Genomic DNA, 15,318 nt, shown 5'->3' on the forward strand with positions numbered 1-15,318 from the left:
TAGCCGTTAGTTCATGGTATAATGGAAAATAACAAAGGAAATTTTAACTAAAAACCCGTCAGTTGCGGGTTTTTTAATTTGCAAAAAAAGCGGAAGCTCCTCGGTGCTGAAACTTTAAAAAAATATATTTTTAGGGAGGGACGGACTCATTTAGTCCTCATAAATGGAAAAGAACTGGTATGTAGTTCACACTTACTCGGGTTACGAAAATAAAGTAAAAACCAACCTGGAAAAACGGGTTGAAACAATGGGCATGCAAGATAAAATCTTCCGTGTCGTTGTTCCTGAAGAAGAAGAAACTGAATTGAAAAATGGTAAGAAAAAAGTGGTAAAACGCAAGGTGTTCCCTGGCTACGTATTAGTGGAGATTATCATGACAGATGATTCATGGTATGTTGTACGGAATACCCCTGGTGTAACAGGGTTTGTCGGCTCCGCCGGGTCAGGCTCCAAGCCAACGCCGCTGCTTCCTGAAGAGGTAACGTTCATCCTTAAACGCATGGGAGTCGAAGAGAAGCGCCTCGATGTCAATTTTGAAATTGGTGAAACGGTCCGCGTCAAGGAAGGTCCATTTGCCAACTTTACTGGTAATGTCGAAGAAATGGACAAGGATAAAGCGAAGCTTAAAGTTCTAGTTAATATGTTCGGCCGTGACACGCCGGTTGAGCTTGAATTTTCGCAGATTGAGAAAATATAAACCGATTATTTGTAAAAAAACTTGAAATCGATTTTAAAAAATGTTAATATTTCATAGGTCAGTATGTCTCGGGCAAGATGCTCGGACAAGACTTATGTCAAGTTCTTTGTATTCATATAAAGACTTCAAGATGAGTGGGAGGGGGCTCCCTAATTTAAGGAAACCCTGTTAACCACATCACGGACTTTAAGGAGGTGTGTCTCGTGGCTAAAAAAGTAATTAAAGTTGTTAAATTACAAATTCCTGCAGGTAAAGCTAACCCTGCGCCGCCAGTTGGTCCTGCACTAGGTCAAGCCGGTGTTAATATCATGGGATTCTGTAAAGAATTTAACGCTCGTACAGCAGATCAAGCTGGATTGATCATTCCTGTTGAAATTACGGTGTTTGAAGACCGTTCATTTACATTTATTACGAAAACTCCTCCTGCTGCCGTTCTTTTGAAAGTAGCAGCTGGAATTCAGTCTGGTTCAGGCCAGCCTAACCGTAATAAAGTAGCAACAGTAAAGCGTGATAAAGTACGCGAGATTGCGGAACAAAAAATGCCTGACCTTAACGCAGCTAGCGTTGAAGCAGCAATGCGCATGGTCGAAGGTACTGCACGCAGCATGGGTATCGTTATCGAAGACTAATCCATGTAAAACTGTTATGTTGTAATGAAAGGGTTGCGCAGTTTTTAAATACTCGCAACCTTTTTAGTGGGAGTTATTCGACGTTAAAACCACAAATCAAGGAGGAAAAAACAATGGCTAAAAAAGGTAAGAAGTATTTAGAAGCTGCTAAGCTTGTAGATCGTACAAATGCTTACCCAATTGCAGAAGCAATTGATCTTGCAAAGAAAACAAATTATACAAAATTTGACGCGACTCTTGAAGTTGCTTTCCGCTTAGGCGTAGACCCTAAGAAAGCTGACCAGCAAATCCGTGGTGCAGTAGTGCTTCCAAACGGAACTGGTAAAACTCAGCGCGTATTAGTATTCGCGAAGGGTGAAAAAGTGAAAGAAGCAGAAGCTGCTGGTGCAGATTATGTTGGTGATGCAGAATATATCACTAAAATCCAACAAGGTTGGTTTGATTTTGATGTAATCGTAGCAACTCCTGACATGATGGGCGAAGTTGGTAAGCTTGGCCGTGTATTAGGACCTAAAGGCTTAATGCCAAACCCTAAAACAGGCACAGTTACATTTGATGTAACAAAAGCCATCAACGAAATCAAAGCTGGTAAAGTTGAATACCGCGTTGATAAGTCTGGTAACATCCATGTGCCAATCGGTAAAGCATCTTTCGAAAACGAAAAGCTTATTGAAAACTTTACAACTGTTTTCGAGACTATGTTAAAAGCGAAGCCTTCTGCAGCAAAAGGTACTTATATGAAGAACGTAACAGTTTCTTCAACTATGGGACCTGGTGTGAAAGTAGATCCTTCATCAGTATCTGCTAAGTAATTCGCTTGATAATATTGGTAATTGACAATCAAGATTAGATTATATATAATCAATTTTGTTGTTTAAATAAATAACATTTGTACCGTAGACAGCAGGGGCTTATTGCTTAATATCCTGCCGAGGTTAGCGAATAGAATTAGCTTTTCCTAAGCTATTTATGAGCCTCCATGTCTATGATTGATTTGGAGGCCTTTTACTGCCTGGTATAAATGTAGACAATCTACAGGAGGTGTAAAGATGAGCAGTGCAATCGAAGCTAAAAAAGTAATCGTTGATGAGATTGCTGATAAGTTAAAAACGAGCGTATCTACAATCGTTGTTGATTATCGCGGTCTTTCAGTTGCTCAAGTGACTGAACTGCGTAAACAACTTCGTGAAGCTGGCGTTGATTTTAAAGTTTACAAAAACTCTATGACTCGCCGTGCTGCTGAAGTTGCTGGACTTTCCGGTTTGAACGATGCATTAACGGGCCCGAACGCAATCGCGTTCAGTGCTGAAGATGTTGTTGCTCCAGCGAAAATCCTAAACGATTTCGCGAAAAAGAATGAAGCTCTTGAGCTTAAAGCAGGTGTGATTGAAGGAAACGTCGCAACTGTTGAGGAAGTTAAAGCACTTGCAGAACTTCCATCACGCGAAGGCTTGCTATCTATGCTACTCAGCGTACTACAAGCACCAATCCGCAACCTTGCTCTTGTTACAAAAGCAGTTGCAGAACAAAAAGAAGAACAAGGCGCGTAAATCGAAAAGCGGAAGCGCCTTGCACAGAGGCGACAGGCATAAGACGAGCCGGCTAGAAGGCTGTTTTTTAGCTGACGGATTGGCTTATGACCCCGAGCCTCTAGGCGATGCAGCTGGACAATTAGAGCGTAAAAACTAATATACGGAATGAAAACTAAGGAGGAAAATTAAAATGACTAAAGAACAAATCATTGAAGCAGTTAAATCTATGACTGTTTTAGAACTAAACGATCTTGTAAAAGCAATCGAAGAAGAATTCGGCGTAACTGCTGCTGCTCCTGTAGCAATGGTTGGCGGCGCAGGTGCTGCTGCTGTTGAAGAAAAAACTGAATTTGATGTAATCCTAGCTTCTGCTGGCGATCAAAAAATCAAAGTTATCAAAGTTGTTCGTGAAATCACTGGCCTTGGTCTTAAAGAAGCAAAAGACCTTGTTGATAACACTCCAAAAGCTCTTAAAGAAGGCGTTTCTAAAGAAGATGCTGAAGCAATCAAAGCTAAGCTTGATGAAGTTGGAGCAAACGTTGAAGTTAAGTAATTTTAATTCCATGAAAAAGCTCGCTGCATAAGCGGGCTTTTTTTGGCTAAGTTATTAAGGTTGTATTATTTAAGGTTGTAATAATATCCTCTTTTTTCTTCTATATAAAAGTCCCCGGGAGGTGAGGTCTAAAAAATGACTGAACACTACTATTCTCGTACCCAAAATGTTGAAAGTGATCCAAAGTATTGGGATTATAAATTAAGAGGTCAAACATTTCGCTTTAAAACCGATAATGGCGTTTTTTCAAAACGGGAAGTAGATTTTGGCTCGCGCCTCTTGATTGAGACTTTTACCATGCCGAAGGTGGAAGGGAAGATTCTTGACGTCGGCTGCGGTTACGGTCCGATTGGGCTATCGATTGCTAAAGAAAACCAAACTCGTACGATACATATGATTGATGTGAATGAACGAGCTATAGAGCTGGCGAAAGAAAATGCGGAGCTAAACCGGGTTGATAATGTTAAAATCTATGAAAGTGACCGGCTGTTAAATGTTGAGGAGGCAGATTTTGCTGCAATTTTAACTAACCCGCCGATTCGTGCCGGCAAGAAAACAGTTCATGATATTTTTGTACAGAGTTATGAACATCTTGCCCCGGGGGGAGAACTTTGGGTGGTCATCCAAAAGAAGCAAGGCGCGCCCTCTACAATAGAGAAACTAACACAGATTTTTTCTGATGTAGAAACAGTTGACAAGTCCAAAGGTTATTTTATTATTAGAGCCACAAAATAGTTGACTTCAAATTGTCCCTGTGGTAGCATTATAAAATGCCATCATAATATTTACCGAATTATTCCTTTAAATACATAAAATCGCGTATAAAATCGGAATAAGTAGGAAATGATGACAAAATAATAGTCAAAATGTGAAAATGTGGTTTTTGGGAAAAAACCCTTTTTCTTTTTGTCTTTTAGTTAGGTGTAAAAATCTTCTAAAGGACGTAAATAGATTTTTAAATAACGCTTGATTTGAGGGGTGAATCAGTTGACAGGTCAACTAGTTCAGTATGGACGACACCGCCAACGAAGAAGTTATGCACGAATCAGTGAAGTTTTAGAATTACCAAATCTAATCGAAATCCAAACCTCTTCTTATCAGTGGTTCCTTGATGAGGGATTGCGTGAGATGTTCCAGGATATTTCGCCGATTGAGGATTTTACCGGTAATCTATCACTTGAATTTATTGATTACAGTCTTGGCGATCCAAAGTATTCGGTTGAAGAATCGAAAGAGCGGGACGTTACCTATTCTGCTCCATTACGTGTGAAGGTACGTCTTGTAAACAAAGAAACAGGCGAGGTAAAGGATCAAGATGTATTCATGGGCGACTTTCCGCTAATGACGGAAACAGGCACATTTGTTATCAATGGTGCAGAACGCGTTATTGTATCACAGTTAGTGCGTTCCCCAAGCGTTTATTTTAACGGAAAAGTTGATAAGAACGGAAAAAGAGGCTTTACAGCCACTGTCATTCCGAACCGCGGCGCTTGGCTTGAATACGAAACGGATGCCAAAGATGTGGTATATGTCAGAATTGATCGTACCCGTAAACTGCCTGTAACGGTTCTTTTACGTGCGCTTGGATTTGGCTCCGATCAAGAAATTATTGAATTGATTGGTGATAACGAATATCTTCGCAATACGCTTGAAAAGGACAACACGGAAGGTATCGATAAAGCATTGCTTGAGATTTACGAACGACTCCGTCCTGGTGAACCTCCAACCGTTGATAATGCGAAGAATCTATTGATTTCACGGTTCTTTGATCCAAAGCGCTATGACCTTGCGAATGTAGGTCGTTATAAAATAAATAAAAAGCTTCATATTAAAAACCGCCTGTTTAATCAGCGTCTTGCAGAAACATTGGCTGATCCAGAAACAGGAGAAATTATTGCAGAAAAAGGAACACTCCTTGACCGGAGAAACCTTGATAGAATTTTACCTGCGCTTGAGAAAAACATTAACTTCCGCAGCCATGCGCCGGTTGGCGGTGTTGTAGAAGAAGAAATTATTCTTCAAGGCATTAAGATTTATGCACCAGGCGATGAGAATGAAAAAGTGATTAATGTTATGGGTAACGCCTATGTGGCTGAACCAATCAAGAATATCACACCAGCTGATATTATTGCTTCAATCAGCTATTTCTTCAATTTGCTTCATGGTGTTGGCGATACAGACGATATCGACCATTTGGGTAACAGACGTCTTCGTTCTGTTGGTGAGCTATTGCAAAACCAATTCCGGATTGGTCTTTCCCGGATGGAGCGTGTAGTTCGTGAAAGAATGTCGATTCAAGACACTGCAACGATTACGCCACAGCAGTTAATCAATATCCGTCCAGTGATTGCATCTATTAAAGAATTCTTTGGAAGCTCCCAGCTTTCGCAGTTCATGGATCAAACAAATCCACTTGCGGAGTTAACCCATAAACGTCGTTTATCAGCATTAGGACCAGGTGGTCTGACTCGTGAACGTGCCGGGATGGAAGTTCGTGACGTTCACTATTCACACTATGGCCGTATGTGTCCGATTGAAACACCTGAGGGTCCGAACATTGGTTTGATTAACTCGTTGTCTTCCTATGCAAAGGTAAATCGCTTTGGCTTTATTGAAACACCTTACCGACGTGTCGATCCGGATACGGGTAAAGTAACAGCGCGGATTGACTACCTAACTGCAGACGAAGAGGATAATTATGTAACCGCTCAGGCGAATTCACGCCTTGGAGACGACGGTTCCTTCTTGGATGAAGAAGTCATCGCGCGTTTCCGTGGTGAAAACACGGTGGTAAGACGTGATCGTGTCGACTATATGGACGTATCTCCAAAACAGGTAGTTTCCGCGGCAACTGCATGTATTCCGTTCCTTGAAAATGATGACTCAAACCGTGCCTTGATGGGAGCAAACATGCAGCGGCAGGCTGTTCCGTTGATGCAGCCTGAGGCACCAATCGTAGGGACAGGTATGGAATATGTATCTGGTAAAGACTCCGGTGCTGCTGTTATCTGTAAGCATGAAGGGATTGTCGAACGCGTAGAAGCACGTCAAGTTTGGGTCCGCCGCATCAAGGAAGTGGATGGTCAAGAAGTCAAAGGCGACCTCGATAAGTATCGGATGTTAAAGTTTATTCGTTCCAACCAAGGAACTTGTTATAACCAACGCCCAATCGTTTCTGTTGGCGATCGTGTCGTCAAGGGTGAAATTCTTGCTGATGGTCCATCAATGGAAAAAGGCGAATTGGCATTAGGCCGGAACGTACTTGTAGCCTTTATGACATGGGACGGCTATAACTATGAAGATGCGATCATCATGAGTGAGCGTCTGGTGAAAGACGATGTATATACTTCCATTCATATTGAGGAATATGAATCAGAATCACGTGATACAAAACTCGGACCTGAAGAGATTACCCGCGATATTCCAAACGTCGGTGAAGATGCCCTGCGGAACTTGGATGAGCGCGGAATCATTCGTATCGGTGCTGAAGTCAAGGATGGCGACTTGTTGGTTGGTAAAGTTACTCCTAAAGGGGTAACAGAACTTACCGCTGAAGAACGACTCCTACACGCTATTTTCGGTGAAAAAGCCCGTGAGGTTCGCGATACGTCACTTCGTGTTCCACATGGCGGCGGCGGAATTGTCCTTGATGTGAAAGTGTTTAACCGTGAGGACGGCGACGAACTGCCTCCAGGCGTAAACCAACTGGTTCGTGCCTATATTGTTCAAAAGCGGAAAATCTCTGCAGGGGATAAAATGGCAGGACGTCACGGTAACAAAGGGGTTATCTCGAGAATCCTGCCGGAAGAAGATATGCCATTCCTTCCTGACGGTACACCGGTTGACATCATGTTAAACCCATTAGGGGTACCATCACGGATGAACATCGGGCAGGTGCTTGAGCTTCACCTTGGCATGGCAGCAAGACAATTAGGTATTCATGTGGCTACACCGGTCTTTGACGGTGCCCGTGAGGAAGATGTTTGGTCTACAATTGAAGAAGCAGGGATGGCCCGTGATGCCAAAACGGTTCTATATGATGGACGATCAGGTGAACCATTCGATAACCGTGTGTCTGTTGGTGTCATGTACATGATCAAACTTGCGCACATGGTTGACGATAAATTGCATGCTCGTTCAACCGGACCATATTCACTTGTTACGCAGCAGCCACTTGGCGGTAAAGCCCAATTCGGCGGACAGCGCTTTGGTGAGATGGAAGTTTGGGCACTGGAAGCATATGGTGCCGCATACACACTTCAAGAAATTCTTACGGTTAAATCCGACGATGTTGTCGGCCGTGTGAAAACATACGAAGCGATTGTAAAAGGTGAAAATGTGCCGGAACCAGGTGTTCCTGAATCATTTAAAGTATTAATCAAGGAACTTCAAAGTTTAGGTATGGATGTTAAGATCCTTTCTGGCGATGAAGAAGAAATAGAAATGCGTGATATGGAAGATGAGGACGACTTACAGCAGGTCGACACATTGAACATCGTTCCAGATGCACCAAGCTTTGAATCTGAAAAAGTCGGTTCAAAAGAATAATCGATTTTTTAAATCGGAGCGCACTTTAAAAGAATAGCTTTGCTGGTTCTTGTTCTAAAGTGCGCTTTTTTACTTTCTAATGAATAAGGGTAAAACCTGGACATAAAAAGGGAGGTAGGCCCTATGCTTGACGTTAATAATTTTGAATATATGAAAATTGGTCTTGCATCACCACTTAAAATCCGTTCGTGGTCATTTGGTGAAGTGAAGAAACCTGAAACGATTAACTATCGTACCCTAAAACCGGAAAAAGACGGTTTATTCTGTGAAAGAATCTTCGGTCCAACCAAGGACTGGGAATGTCATTGTGGTAAATACAAGCGTGTCCGCTATAAAGGTGTTGTTTGTGACCGCTGTGGCGTGGAGGTAACACGTGCCAAAGTTCGCCGCGAACGCATGGGACATATTGAACTGGCAGCGCCAGTTTCTCATATTTGGTACTTTAAAGGAATTCCTAGCCGGATGGGGCTTGTATTGGACATGTCGCCTCGTGCACTGGAGGAAGTCATTTATTTTGCATCTTATGTGGTAACCGAATCTGGTGATACCGCTCTTGAAAAGAAACAACTGCTATCTGAAAAAGAATATCGTGCATATCGTGAGAAGTACGGCAATAAATTCCAGGCTTCTATGGGTGCTGAGGCAATTAAAAAGCTTCTTTCTGATATCGACCTTGATAAAGAAGTAGACAGTTTAAAAGAAGAACTTAAGACCGCACAAGGTCAACGCCGGACCCGAGCAATTAAGCGCTTGGAAGTGTTGGAAGCATTCCGTAACTCCGGAAACGAACCTTCCTGGATGATTTTAGATGTTCTGCCGGTTATTCCGCCGGAACTCCGTCCGATGGTGCAATTGGATGGCGGTAGATTTGCCACATCAGACCTAAATGACCTGTATCGTCGTGTGATCAACCGAAACAATCGCTTAAAGCGACTATTGGATCTAGGTGCTCCTAGTATTATTGTGCAAAACGAAAAGCGGATGCTGCAAGAAGCGGTTGATGCGCTTATTGACAACGGCCGTCGCGGTCGTCCGGTTACAGGACCTGGTAACCGTCCGTTAAAATCGCTTTCTCATATGTTAAAAGGAAAGCAAGGACGTTTCCGTCAGAACTTGCTTGGAAAACGTGTTGACTATTCAGGCCGTTCTGTTATCGTTGTTGGTCCTAACTTGAAAATGTATCAGTGCGGACTTCCGAAGGAAATGGCTCTTGAATTGTTCAAACCATTTGTTATGAAAGAGCTTGTTGAAAAAGGGCTTGCTCACAATATTAAATCTGCAAAGCGGAAAATCGAACGGGTATCACCTGAGGTTTGGGATGTCCTTGAAGATGTGATTAAAGAGCATCCGGTTCTATTGAACCGTGCCCCAACGCTTCACCGCTTGGGAATTCAAGCCTTTGAACCAACATTGGTTGAAGGACGCGCTATTCGTCTTCACCCGCTTGTTTGTACGGCCTATAACGCCGACTTTGACGGTGACCAAATGGCTGTTCACGTTCCGCTTTCATCTGAAGCACAGGCAGAAGCACGGCTATTAATGCTAGCAGCCCAAAACATCTTGAACCCTAAAGATGGTAAGCCGGTTGTTACTCCTTCCCAGGACATGGTATTAGGAAACTATTACTTGACTCTGGAAAGAGAAGGTGCAGTTGGCGAGGGTATGGTTTTTAAAGATACAAATGAAGCGCTTCTTGCTTACCAAAACGGATATGTGCATCTTCATACCCGTGTTGCCGTCCATGCCGGTTCTTTAAAGAATGAAACATTTACGGAAGAGCAAAATAACAAACTGCTGGTTTCAACTGTTGGTAAGCTTGTTTTCAATGAAATTCTTCCGAAATCTTTCCCTTATATTAACGAGCCGACAAGGGATAACTTAGAAGTGAAAACACCTGAGAAGTACTTTGTTGAAAAAGGCGAAGATATCGTGGCGAAGATTAAATCGATGCCATTGATTGATCCATTTAAAAAGAAAATCCTTGGAAATATCATTGCTGAAGTATTCAAACGGTTCAAAATTACCGAAACGTCAAAAATGCTTGATCGCATGAAAGACCTTGGATTCAAATATTCAACAAAAGCTGGTATCACTGTAGGGGTAGCTGACATCGTCGTCCTTGGCGAGAAACAGCAAATCCTTCATGATGCGCAAGGTAAAGTGGATAACGTAACAAAGCAATTCAGACGTGGTTTAATCACAGAAGATGAACGGTATGATCGTGTCATCTCCATCTGGAGCCAGGCGAAAGATGTTATTCAAGGCAAGCTGATGAAGTCCTTGAATAAAACAAACCCAATCTTCATGATGAGTGATTCAGGCGCCCGTGGTAACGCTTCGAACTTTACCCAGCTTGCCGGTATGCGTGGTTTGATGGCCAACCCGGCAGGACGTATCATCGAGTTGCCAATTAAATCAAGTTTCCGTGAAGGTTTAACCGTATTAGAGTACTTTATTTCGACGCACGGTGCCCGTAAAGGACTTGCCGATACAGCTCTTAAGACAGCTGACTCAGGTTACCTAACACGCCGTCTTGTTGACGTTGCCCAAGATGTTATTGTCCGTGAAGACGATTGTGGTACTGACCGCGGCTTTACAATTGGTGCAATAAAGGATGGCACAGAAATTATTGAAACGCTAGAAGAGCGCTTAATCGGTCGATATGCGCGTAATCCAATCAAGCATCCTGAAACGAACGAAGTGCTCGTGAAGGAAAATGAATTGATTACCGAAGACCTTGCCGAACTAATCACTAACTTAGGTATTGAAGAAGTAAAAATTCGCTCGGCATTTACATGTAATACGCGTCATGGAGTATGTAAGAAGTGTTACGGTCGTAACTTAGCCACAGGCCAAGAGGTGGAAGTGGGCGAAGCAGTTGGTATTATTGCAGCGCAATCCATCGGTGAGCCTGGTACACAGTTAACGATGCGTACATTCCATACCGGCGGTGTTGCAGGTAACGATATTACACAGGGTCTACCACGTATCCAAGAGATTTTTGAAGCGCGTAACCCTAAAGGTCAAGCGGTCATTTCTGAAATTATTGGTGTGGTTGTCGGCATCAACGAAGGCCGTGACCGTCAGCATGAAATTGTCATTCAAGGTGAAGTGGAATCACGCACCTATAATGCACCATATACTGCCCGCCTAAAGGTAGCTGTGGGAGATCAAGTTGAGCCTGGTCAGGAGTTAACAGAAGGATCTATTGATCCAAAAGAGCTCCTTAAAGTTAAAGATGTTATTTCTGTTCAAGAATACTTGCTCCGTGAAGTTCAAAGAGTATACCGGATGCAAGGGGTTGAAATTGGTGACAAACACGTAGAGGTAATGGTGCGTCAAATGCTTCGTAAGATTCGCGTCAGCGATGCCGGCAATACAGATGTACTGCCAGGAACTCTACTTGATATACACCAATTCACCGATGCCAATGAACAAGCGTTGTTAAACGGCAATTTGCCGGCAACCGGCCGTCCGGTCTTGCTTGGAATTACCAAAGCATCGCTTGAAACAGATTCATTCTTATCTGCCGCATCATTCCAAGAAACAACCAGAGTTCTTACAGATGCCGCAATCAAAGGCAAGCGCGATGAACTGCTTGGCTTGAAAGAGAATGTCATCATCGGTAAACTCGTACCAGCTGGAACAGGAATGCAGCGTTACCGCAAAGCAGAACCTGTCCTCCGTGACACAACATCCGAAGAACCAATTACGGTTGAGTAAAACGAAAAGCGGAAGCGCCTAGGCGCTGCAGCTAGACAATATTTTAGTAGAGGCTGACGCCGAGTCAGCCTCTATTTTAAGAAAAAAATTCAAAGTTTTGTTGACATATATTTGGCAAGATGTTAATATATCAAAGGTGCTCCTATACACCTGATACTTTGGAGGATAGCAATATGTCTTATGAAAAAGTATTGCAGGCGAGTAAGATCATTATAGGAACAAAACAAACAGTGAAAGCACTTAGAGAAGGCGTAGTACAGGAGCTGATTATTGCGACTGATGCCGATGCGAAAGTAACGGCGCCCGCAGTCAATGAGGCTCAAAAACTAAGTGTTCCAATTCAGTATGTTGAATCCATGAAGAAACTTGGTAAGGCATGCCGAATTGAAGTAGGTGCTGCAACTGTTGCTATTATCCGTTAAAAACTGTTTTTGTAGATAGAGCAGTCTGCAAAAACTTTGTTTTTGCAAAAAAATGAACCACCTGGATGTGTGGGCTTACAAATAACGAAGGGAGGAAAAACACATGCCAACAATTAACCAATTAGTGCGCAAGCCTCGTCAATCAGTGGCAGAGAAGTCAAAATCTCCTGCGCTAAATAAAGGTTACAACAGCTTCAAGAAATCACAAACTAATGTATCTTCACCACAAAAACGCGGGGTATGTACTCGTGTTGGTACAATGACTCCAAAGAAACCAAACTCAGCGTTACGTAAATATGCTCGTGTACGCTTGACTAATGGTATCGAGGTGACAGCATACATTCCTGGTATCGGCCACAACCTTCAAGAGCACAGCGTTGTTCTTATCCGTGGCGGACGTGTAAAAGACTTACCAGGGGTACGTTATCATATCGTACGCGGTGCGCTTGACACAGCTGGTGTTAACAACCGTATGCAAGGCCGTTCAAAATATGGTACTAAGAGACCAAAAGCAGCGAAAAAATAATTTCATTAAATAGAAGCTTCTTTGAAAGGAGGAAAAAGCATGCCACGTAAAGGTCCTGTAGCAAAAAGAGACGTTTTACCAGATCCGCTTTATAATTCAAAATTAGTTACTCGCCTCATCAATAAAATGATGATCGATGGTAAAAGAGGTAAATCACAAGAAATTCTTTACTCTGCATTCAATACAATCCGTGAGCGTTCTGGTAAAGATCCAATGGAAGTATTCGAAGCAGCAATGAAAAACATCATGCCAGTTCTAGAAGTTAGAGCACGCCGTGTCGGCGGTGCCAACTACCAAGTTCCAGTTGAGGTGCGTCCAGACCGCCGTACAACTCTTGGTCTTCGATGGTTAGTAAACTATGCGCGTCTTCGCGGTGAAAAGACAATGGAAGAGCGTTTAGCTAACGAAATCATGGATGCAGCTAACAACACTGGTGCATCTGTTAAGAAGCGTGAAGATACTCACAAAATGGCAGAAGCAAACAAGGCGTTTGCTCACTATCGCTGGTAATTTTACCTTCAAAATAAAAACACTTTCATACTAGGAAGGAGAAAGACCCAATGGCAAGAGAGTTCTCCTTAGAAAACACTCGTAATATCGGCATCATGGCTCACATCGATGCCGGTAAAACGACGACCACTGAGCGTGTCCTTTATTACACTGGTAAGATTCATAAAATCGGTGAAACTCACGAAGGTGCTTCTCAGATGGACTGGATGGAGCAGGAACAAGAGCGCGGAATCACGATTACATCCGCTGCAACAACTGCACAATGGAAAGGCCACCGCGTTAACATCATTGACACTCCAGGACACGTAGACTTCACTGTAGAAGTTGAACGTTCATTGCGTGTTCTTGATGGTGCGGTAGCAGTCCTTGATGCACAGTCCGGCGTTGAGCCGCAGACTGAAACAGTTTGGCGCCAAGCAACAACTTACGGCGTACCACGTGTAGTTTTCGTAAACAAGATGGACAAGATCGGAGCTGACTTCCTATATTCTGTAGGAACAATCCATGACCGCTTGCAAGCGAATGCTCACCCAATTCAGCTGCCTATCGGTGCTGAAGACCAATTCTCAGCAATCATTGACCTAGTGGAAATGAACGCAGTATTTTACGGGAATGACTTAGGTACTGACATTGATGTACGTGAAATTCCAGAAGAATACCGTGAACTTGCTGAAGAATACCATGAAAAATTAGTTGAAGCTGTAGCAGAACTTGATGAAGAATTAATGGAAAAATACCTTGGTGGAGAAGAAATCACTAAAGAAGAGCTGAAAGCTGGCATTCGTAAAGGTACCGTTAATGTAGAATTCTATCCAGTTATCTGTGGTTCAGCCTTCAAAAACAAAGGTGTTCAATTAATGTTGGATGCGGTTATCGATTACCTTCCATCTCCACTTGATGTACCTGCAATCAAAGGTCATGATGTCGATGATGAAGATGTAATTGTTGAACGTCATTCAAGTGACGAAGAGCCATTTGCTGCTCTAGCGTTCAAAGTTATGACGGACCCTTATGTTGGTAAATTAACGTTCTTCCGTGTTTACTCTGGTACTTTAGAGTCTGGCTCATATGTCCAAAACTCTACAAAAGGAAAGCGTGAACGTATCGGACGTATCCTGCAAATGCACGCAAACAGCCGTCAAGAAATCTCTAAGGTTTTTGCCGGTGACATTGCTGCTGCTGTAGGTTTAAAGGATACTACTACTGGTGATACTCTATGTGATGACAAGAACCTTGTTATCCTTGAGTCTATGCAGTTCCCTGAGCCGGTAATTGAGCTTTCGGTTGAACCGAAGTCAAAAGCTGACCAGGATAAAATGACAACAGCATTACAGAAACTTCAAGAAGAAGATCCTACATTCCGTGCGCATACCAACCAGGAAACTGGACAAGTTATTATCGCCGGTATGGGAGAACTTCACCTTGATATTATCGTTGACCGTATGCGTCGTGAGTTCAAGGTGGAAGCAAATGTAGGTGCTCCACAGGTTGCTTACCGTGAAACATTTACAACTTCTGCGCAAGTAGAAGGTAAATTTGCACGTCAGTCTGGTGGACGTGGACAATACGGACACGTTTGGATTGAATTCTCACCAAACGAAGCTGGTAAGGGATTTGAATTCGAAAACGGTATCGTCGGTGGTGTCGTACCTCGTGAGTACGTTCCTGCTGTTGAGGCTGGTTTGAAGGATTCACTTGAAAGAGGTGTACTTGCTGGATATCCATTGGTTGATATCAAAGCAAGACTGTTCGATGGTTCTTACCATGACGTTGACTCTTCAGAAATGGCGTTTAAAATTGCTGCTTCATTGGCACTTAAGAATGCTGCTTCCAAGTGTGCACCAGTTATCCTTGAACCAATCATGAGAGTAGAAGTTGTTATCCCAGAAGAATACTTAGGGGATATCATGGGTCAAATCACTGCACGTCGTGGCCGTGTCGAAGGTATGGAGGCACGCGGTAACGCACAAGTAGTTCGTGCAATGGTTCCACTTTCAGAAATGTTTGGTTATGCAACAGCACTTCGTTCAAGCACTCAAGGCCGTGGAGTATTCTCTATGCACTTTGATCACTATGAAGAAGTTCCAAAATCAATTTCTGAAGAAATTATCAAAAAAAATAAAGGTGAATAATTGATTTTCACCTTTATTTAAAGTATAACTACTTATGTAATATTTG

General features: G+C 42.8%; 12 protein-coding genes and 1 other annotated feature. All 12 genes read left to right on the forward strand.

The features are described from left to right. The first annotated feature begins 163 nt into the window (after positions 1 to 163). The 12 genes from nusG (at position 164) to fusA (ending at position 15,272) form a co-directional block, all read left to right on the forward strand. On the forward strand, positions 164 to 697 hold the full coding sequence (nusG, locus tag ACZ43M_RS00610) for a transcription termination/antitermination protein NusG (protein ID WP_464505598.1): 534 nt from the start codon (positions 164 to 166) through the stop codon (positions 695 to 697). 203 nt (positions 698 to 900) lie between these two features. After that, positions 901 to 1,326, forward strand: a complete 426-nt coding sequence (rplK, locus tag ACZ43M_RS00615; RefSeq protein WP_042453928.1) for a 50S ribosomal protein L11 — start codon at positions 901 to 903, stop codon at positions 1,324 to 1,326. Between the two features lie 113 nt (positions 1,327 to 1,439). Beyond that, positions 1,440 to 2,138: a 50S ribosomal protein L1 gene (gene rplA, locus ACZ43M_RS00620; RefSeq protein ID WP_464505599.1), complete on the forward strand. Its 699-nt coding sequence runs from the start codon at positions 1,440 to 1,442 to the stop codon at positions 2,136 to 2,138. A gap of 64 nt (positions 2,139 to 2,202) precedes the next feature. Continuing rightward, positions 2,203 to 2,342: a sequence feature (ribosomal protein L10 leader region), on the forward strand. A gap of 33 nt (positions 2,343 to 2,375) precedes the next feature. Further along, positions 2,376 to 2,876, forward strand: coding sequence for a 50S ribosomal protein L10 (gene rplJ, locus ACZ43M_RS00625; protein ID WP_464505600.1), 501 nt, complete (start codon positions 2,376 to 2,378; stop codon positions 2,874 to 2,876). A 172-nt stretch (positions 2,877 to 3,048) separates the two neighbouring features. After that, positions 3,049 to 3,411: a 50S ribosomal protein L7/L12 gene (gene rplL / locus ACZ43M_RS00630; protein ID WP_464505601.1), complete on the forward strand. Its 363-nt coding sequence runs from the start codon at positions 3,049 to 3,051 to the stop codon at positions 3,409 to 3,411. 135 nt (positions 3,412 to 3,546) lie between these two features. Next, complete coding sequence (locus ACZ43M_RS00635; protein ID WP_464505602.1) at positions 3,547 to 4,146, forward strand: class I SAM-dependent methyltransferase; 600 nt, start codon at positions 3,547 to 3,549, stop codon at positions 4,144 to 4,146. Positions 4,147 to 4,398: 252 nt separating this feature from the next. Next, positions 4,399 to 7,959 (forward strand): DNA-directed RNA polymerase subunit beta, encoded by a 3,561-nt coding sequence (gene rpoB, locus ACZ43M_RS00640; protein WP_464505603.1) that lies wholly within the window; start codon positions 4,399 to 4,401, stop codon positions 7,957 to 7,959. 123 nt (positions 7,960 to 8,082) lie between these two features. Beyond that, positions 8,083 to 11,682 (forward strand): DNA-directed RNA polymerase subunit beta', encoded by a 3,600-nt coding sequence (gene rpoC / locus ACZ43M_RS00645; protein WP_464505604.1) that lies wholly within the window; start codon positions 8,083 to 8,085, stop codon positions 11,680 to 11,682. 173 nt (positions 11,683 to 11,855) lie between these two features. Next, entirely contained in the window at positions 11,856 to 12,104 is a 249-nt protein-coding gene (locus tag ACZ43M_RS00650; protein ID WP_464505605.1) for a 50S ribosomal protein L7ae-like protein, read from the forward strand. Between the two features lie 103 nt (positions 12,105 to 12,207). Then, positions 12,208 to 12,630 (forward strand): 30S ribosomal protein S12, encoded by a 423-nt coding sequence (gene rpsL, locus ACZ43M_RS00655; protein ID WP_024027911.1) that lies wholly within the window; start codon positions 12,208 to 12,210, stop codon positions 12,628 to 12,630. A 39-nt stretch (positions 12,631 to 12,669) separates the two neighbouring features. Then, the gene (gene rpsG / locus ACZ43M_RS00660; protein WP_464505606.1) at positions 12,670 to 13,140 is read left to right on the forward strand and encodes a 30S ribosomal protein S7; all 471 of its coding nucleotides are present in this window, start codon (positions 12,670 to 12,672) and stop codon (positions 13,138 to 13,140) included. 50 nt (positions 13,141 to 13,190) lie between these two features. Then, positions 13,191 to 15,272, forward strand: a complete 2,082-nt coding sequence (gene fusA / locus ACZ43M_RS00665; RefSeq protein ID WP_464505607.1) for an elongation factor G — start codon at positions 13,191 to 13,193, stop codon at positions 15,270 to 15,272. Positions 15,273 to 15,318: the final 46 nt, after the last annotated feature.

The sequence above is a fragment of the Neobacillus sp. B24 genome, from assembly GCF_055381825.1.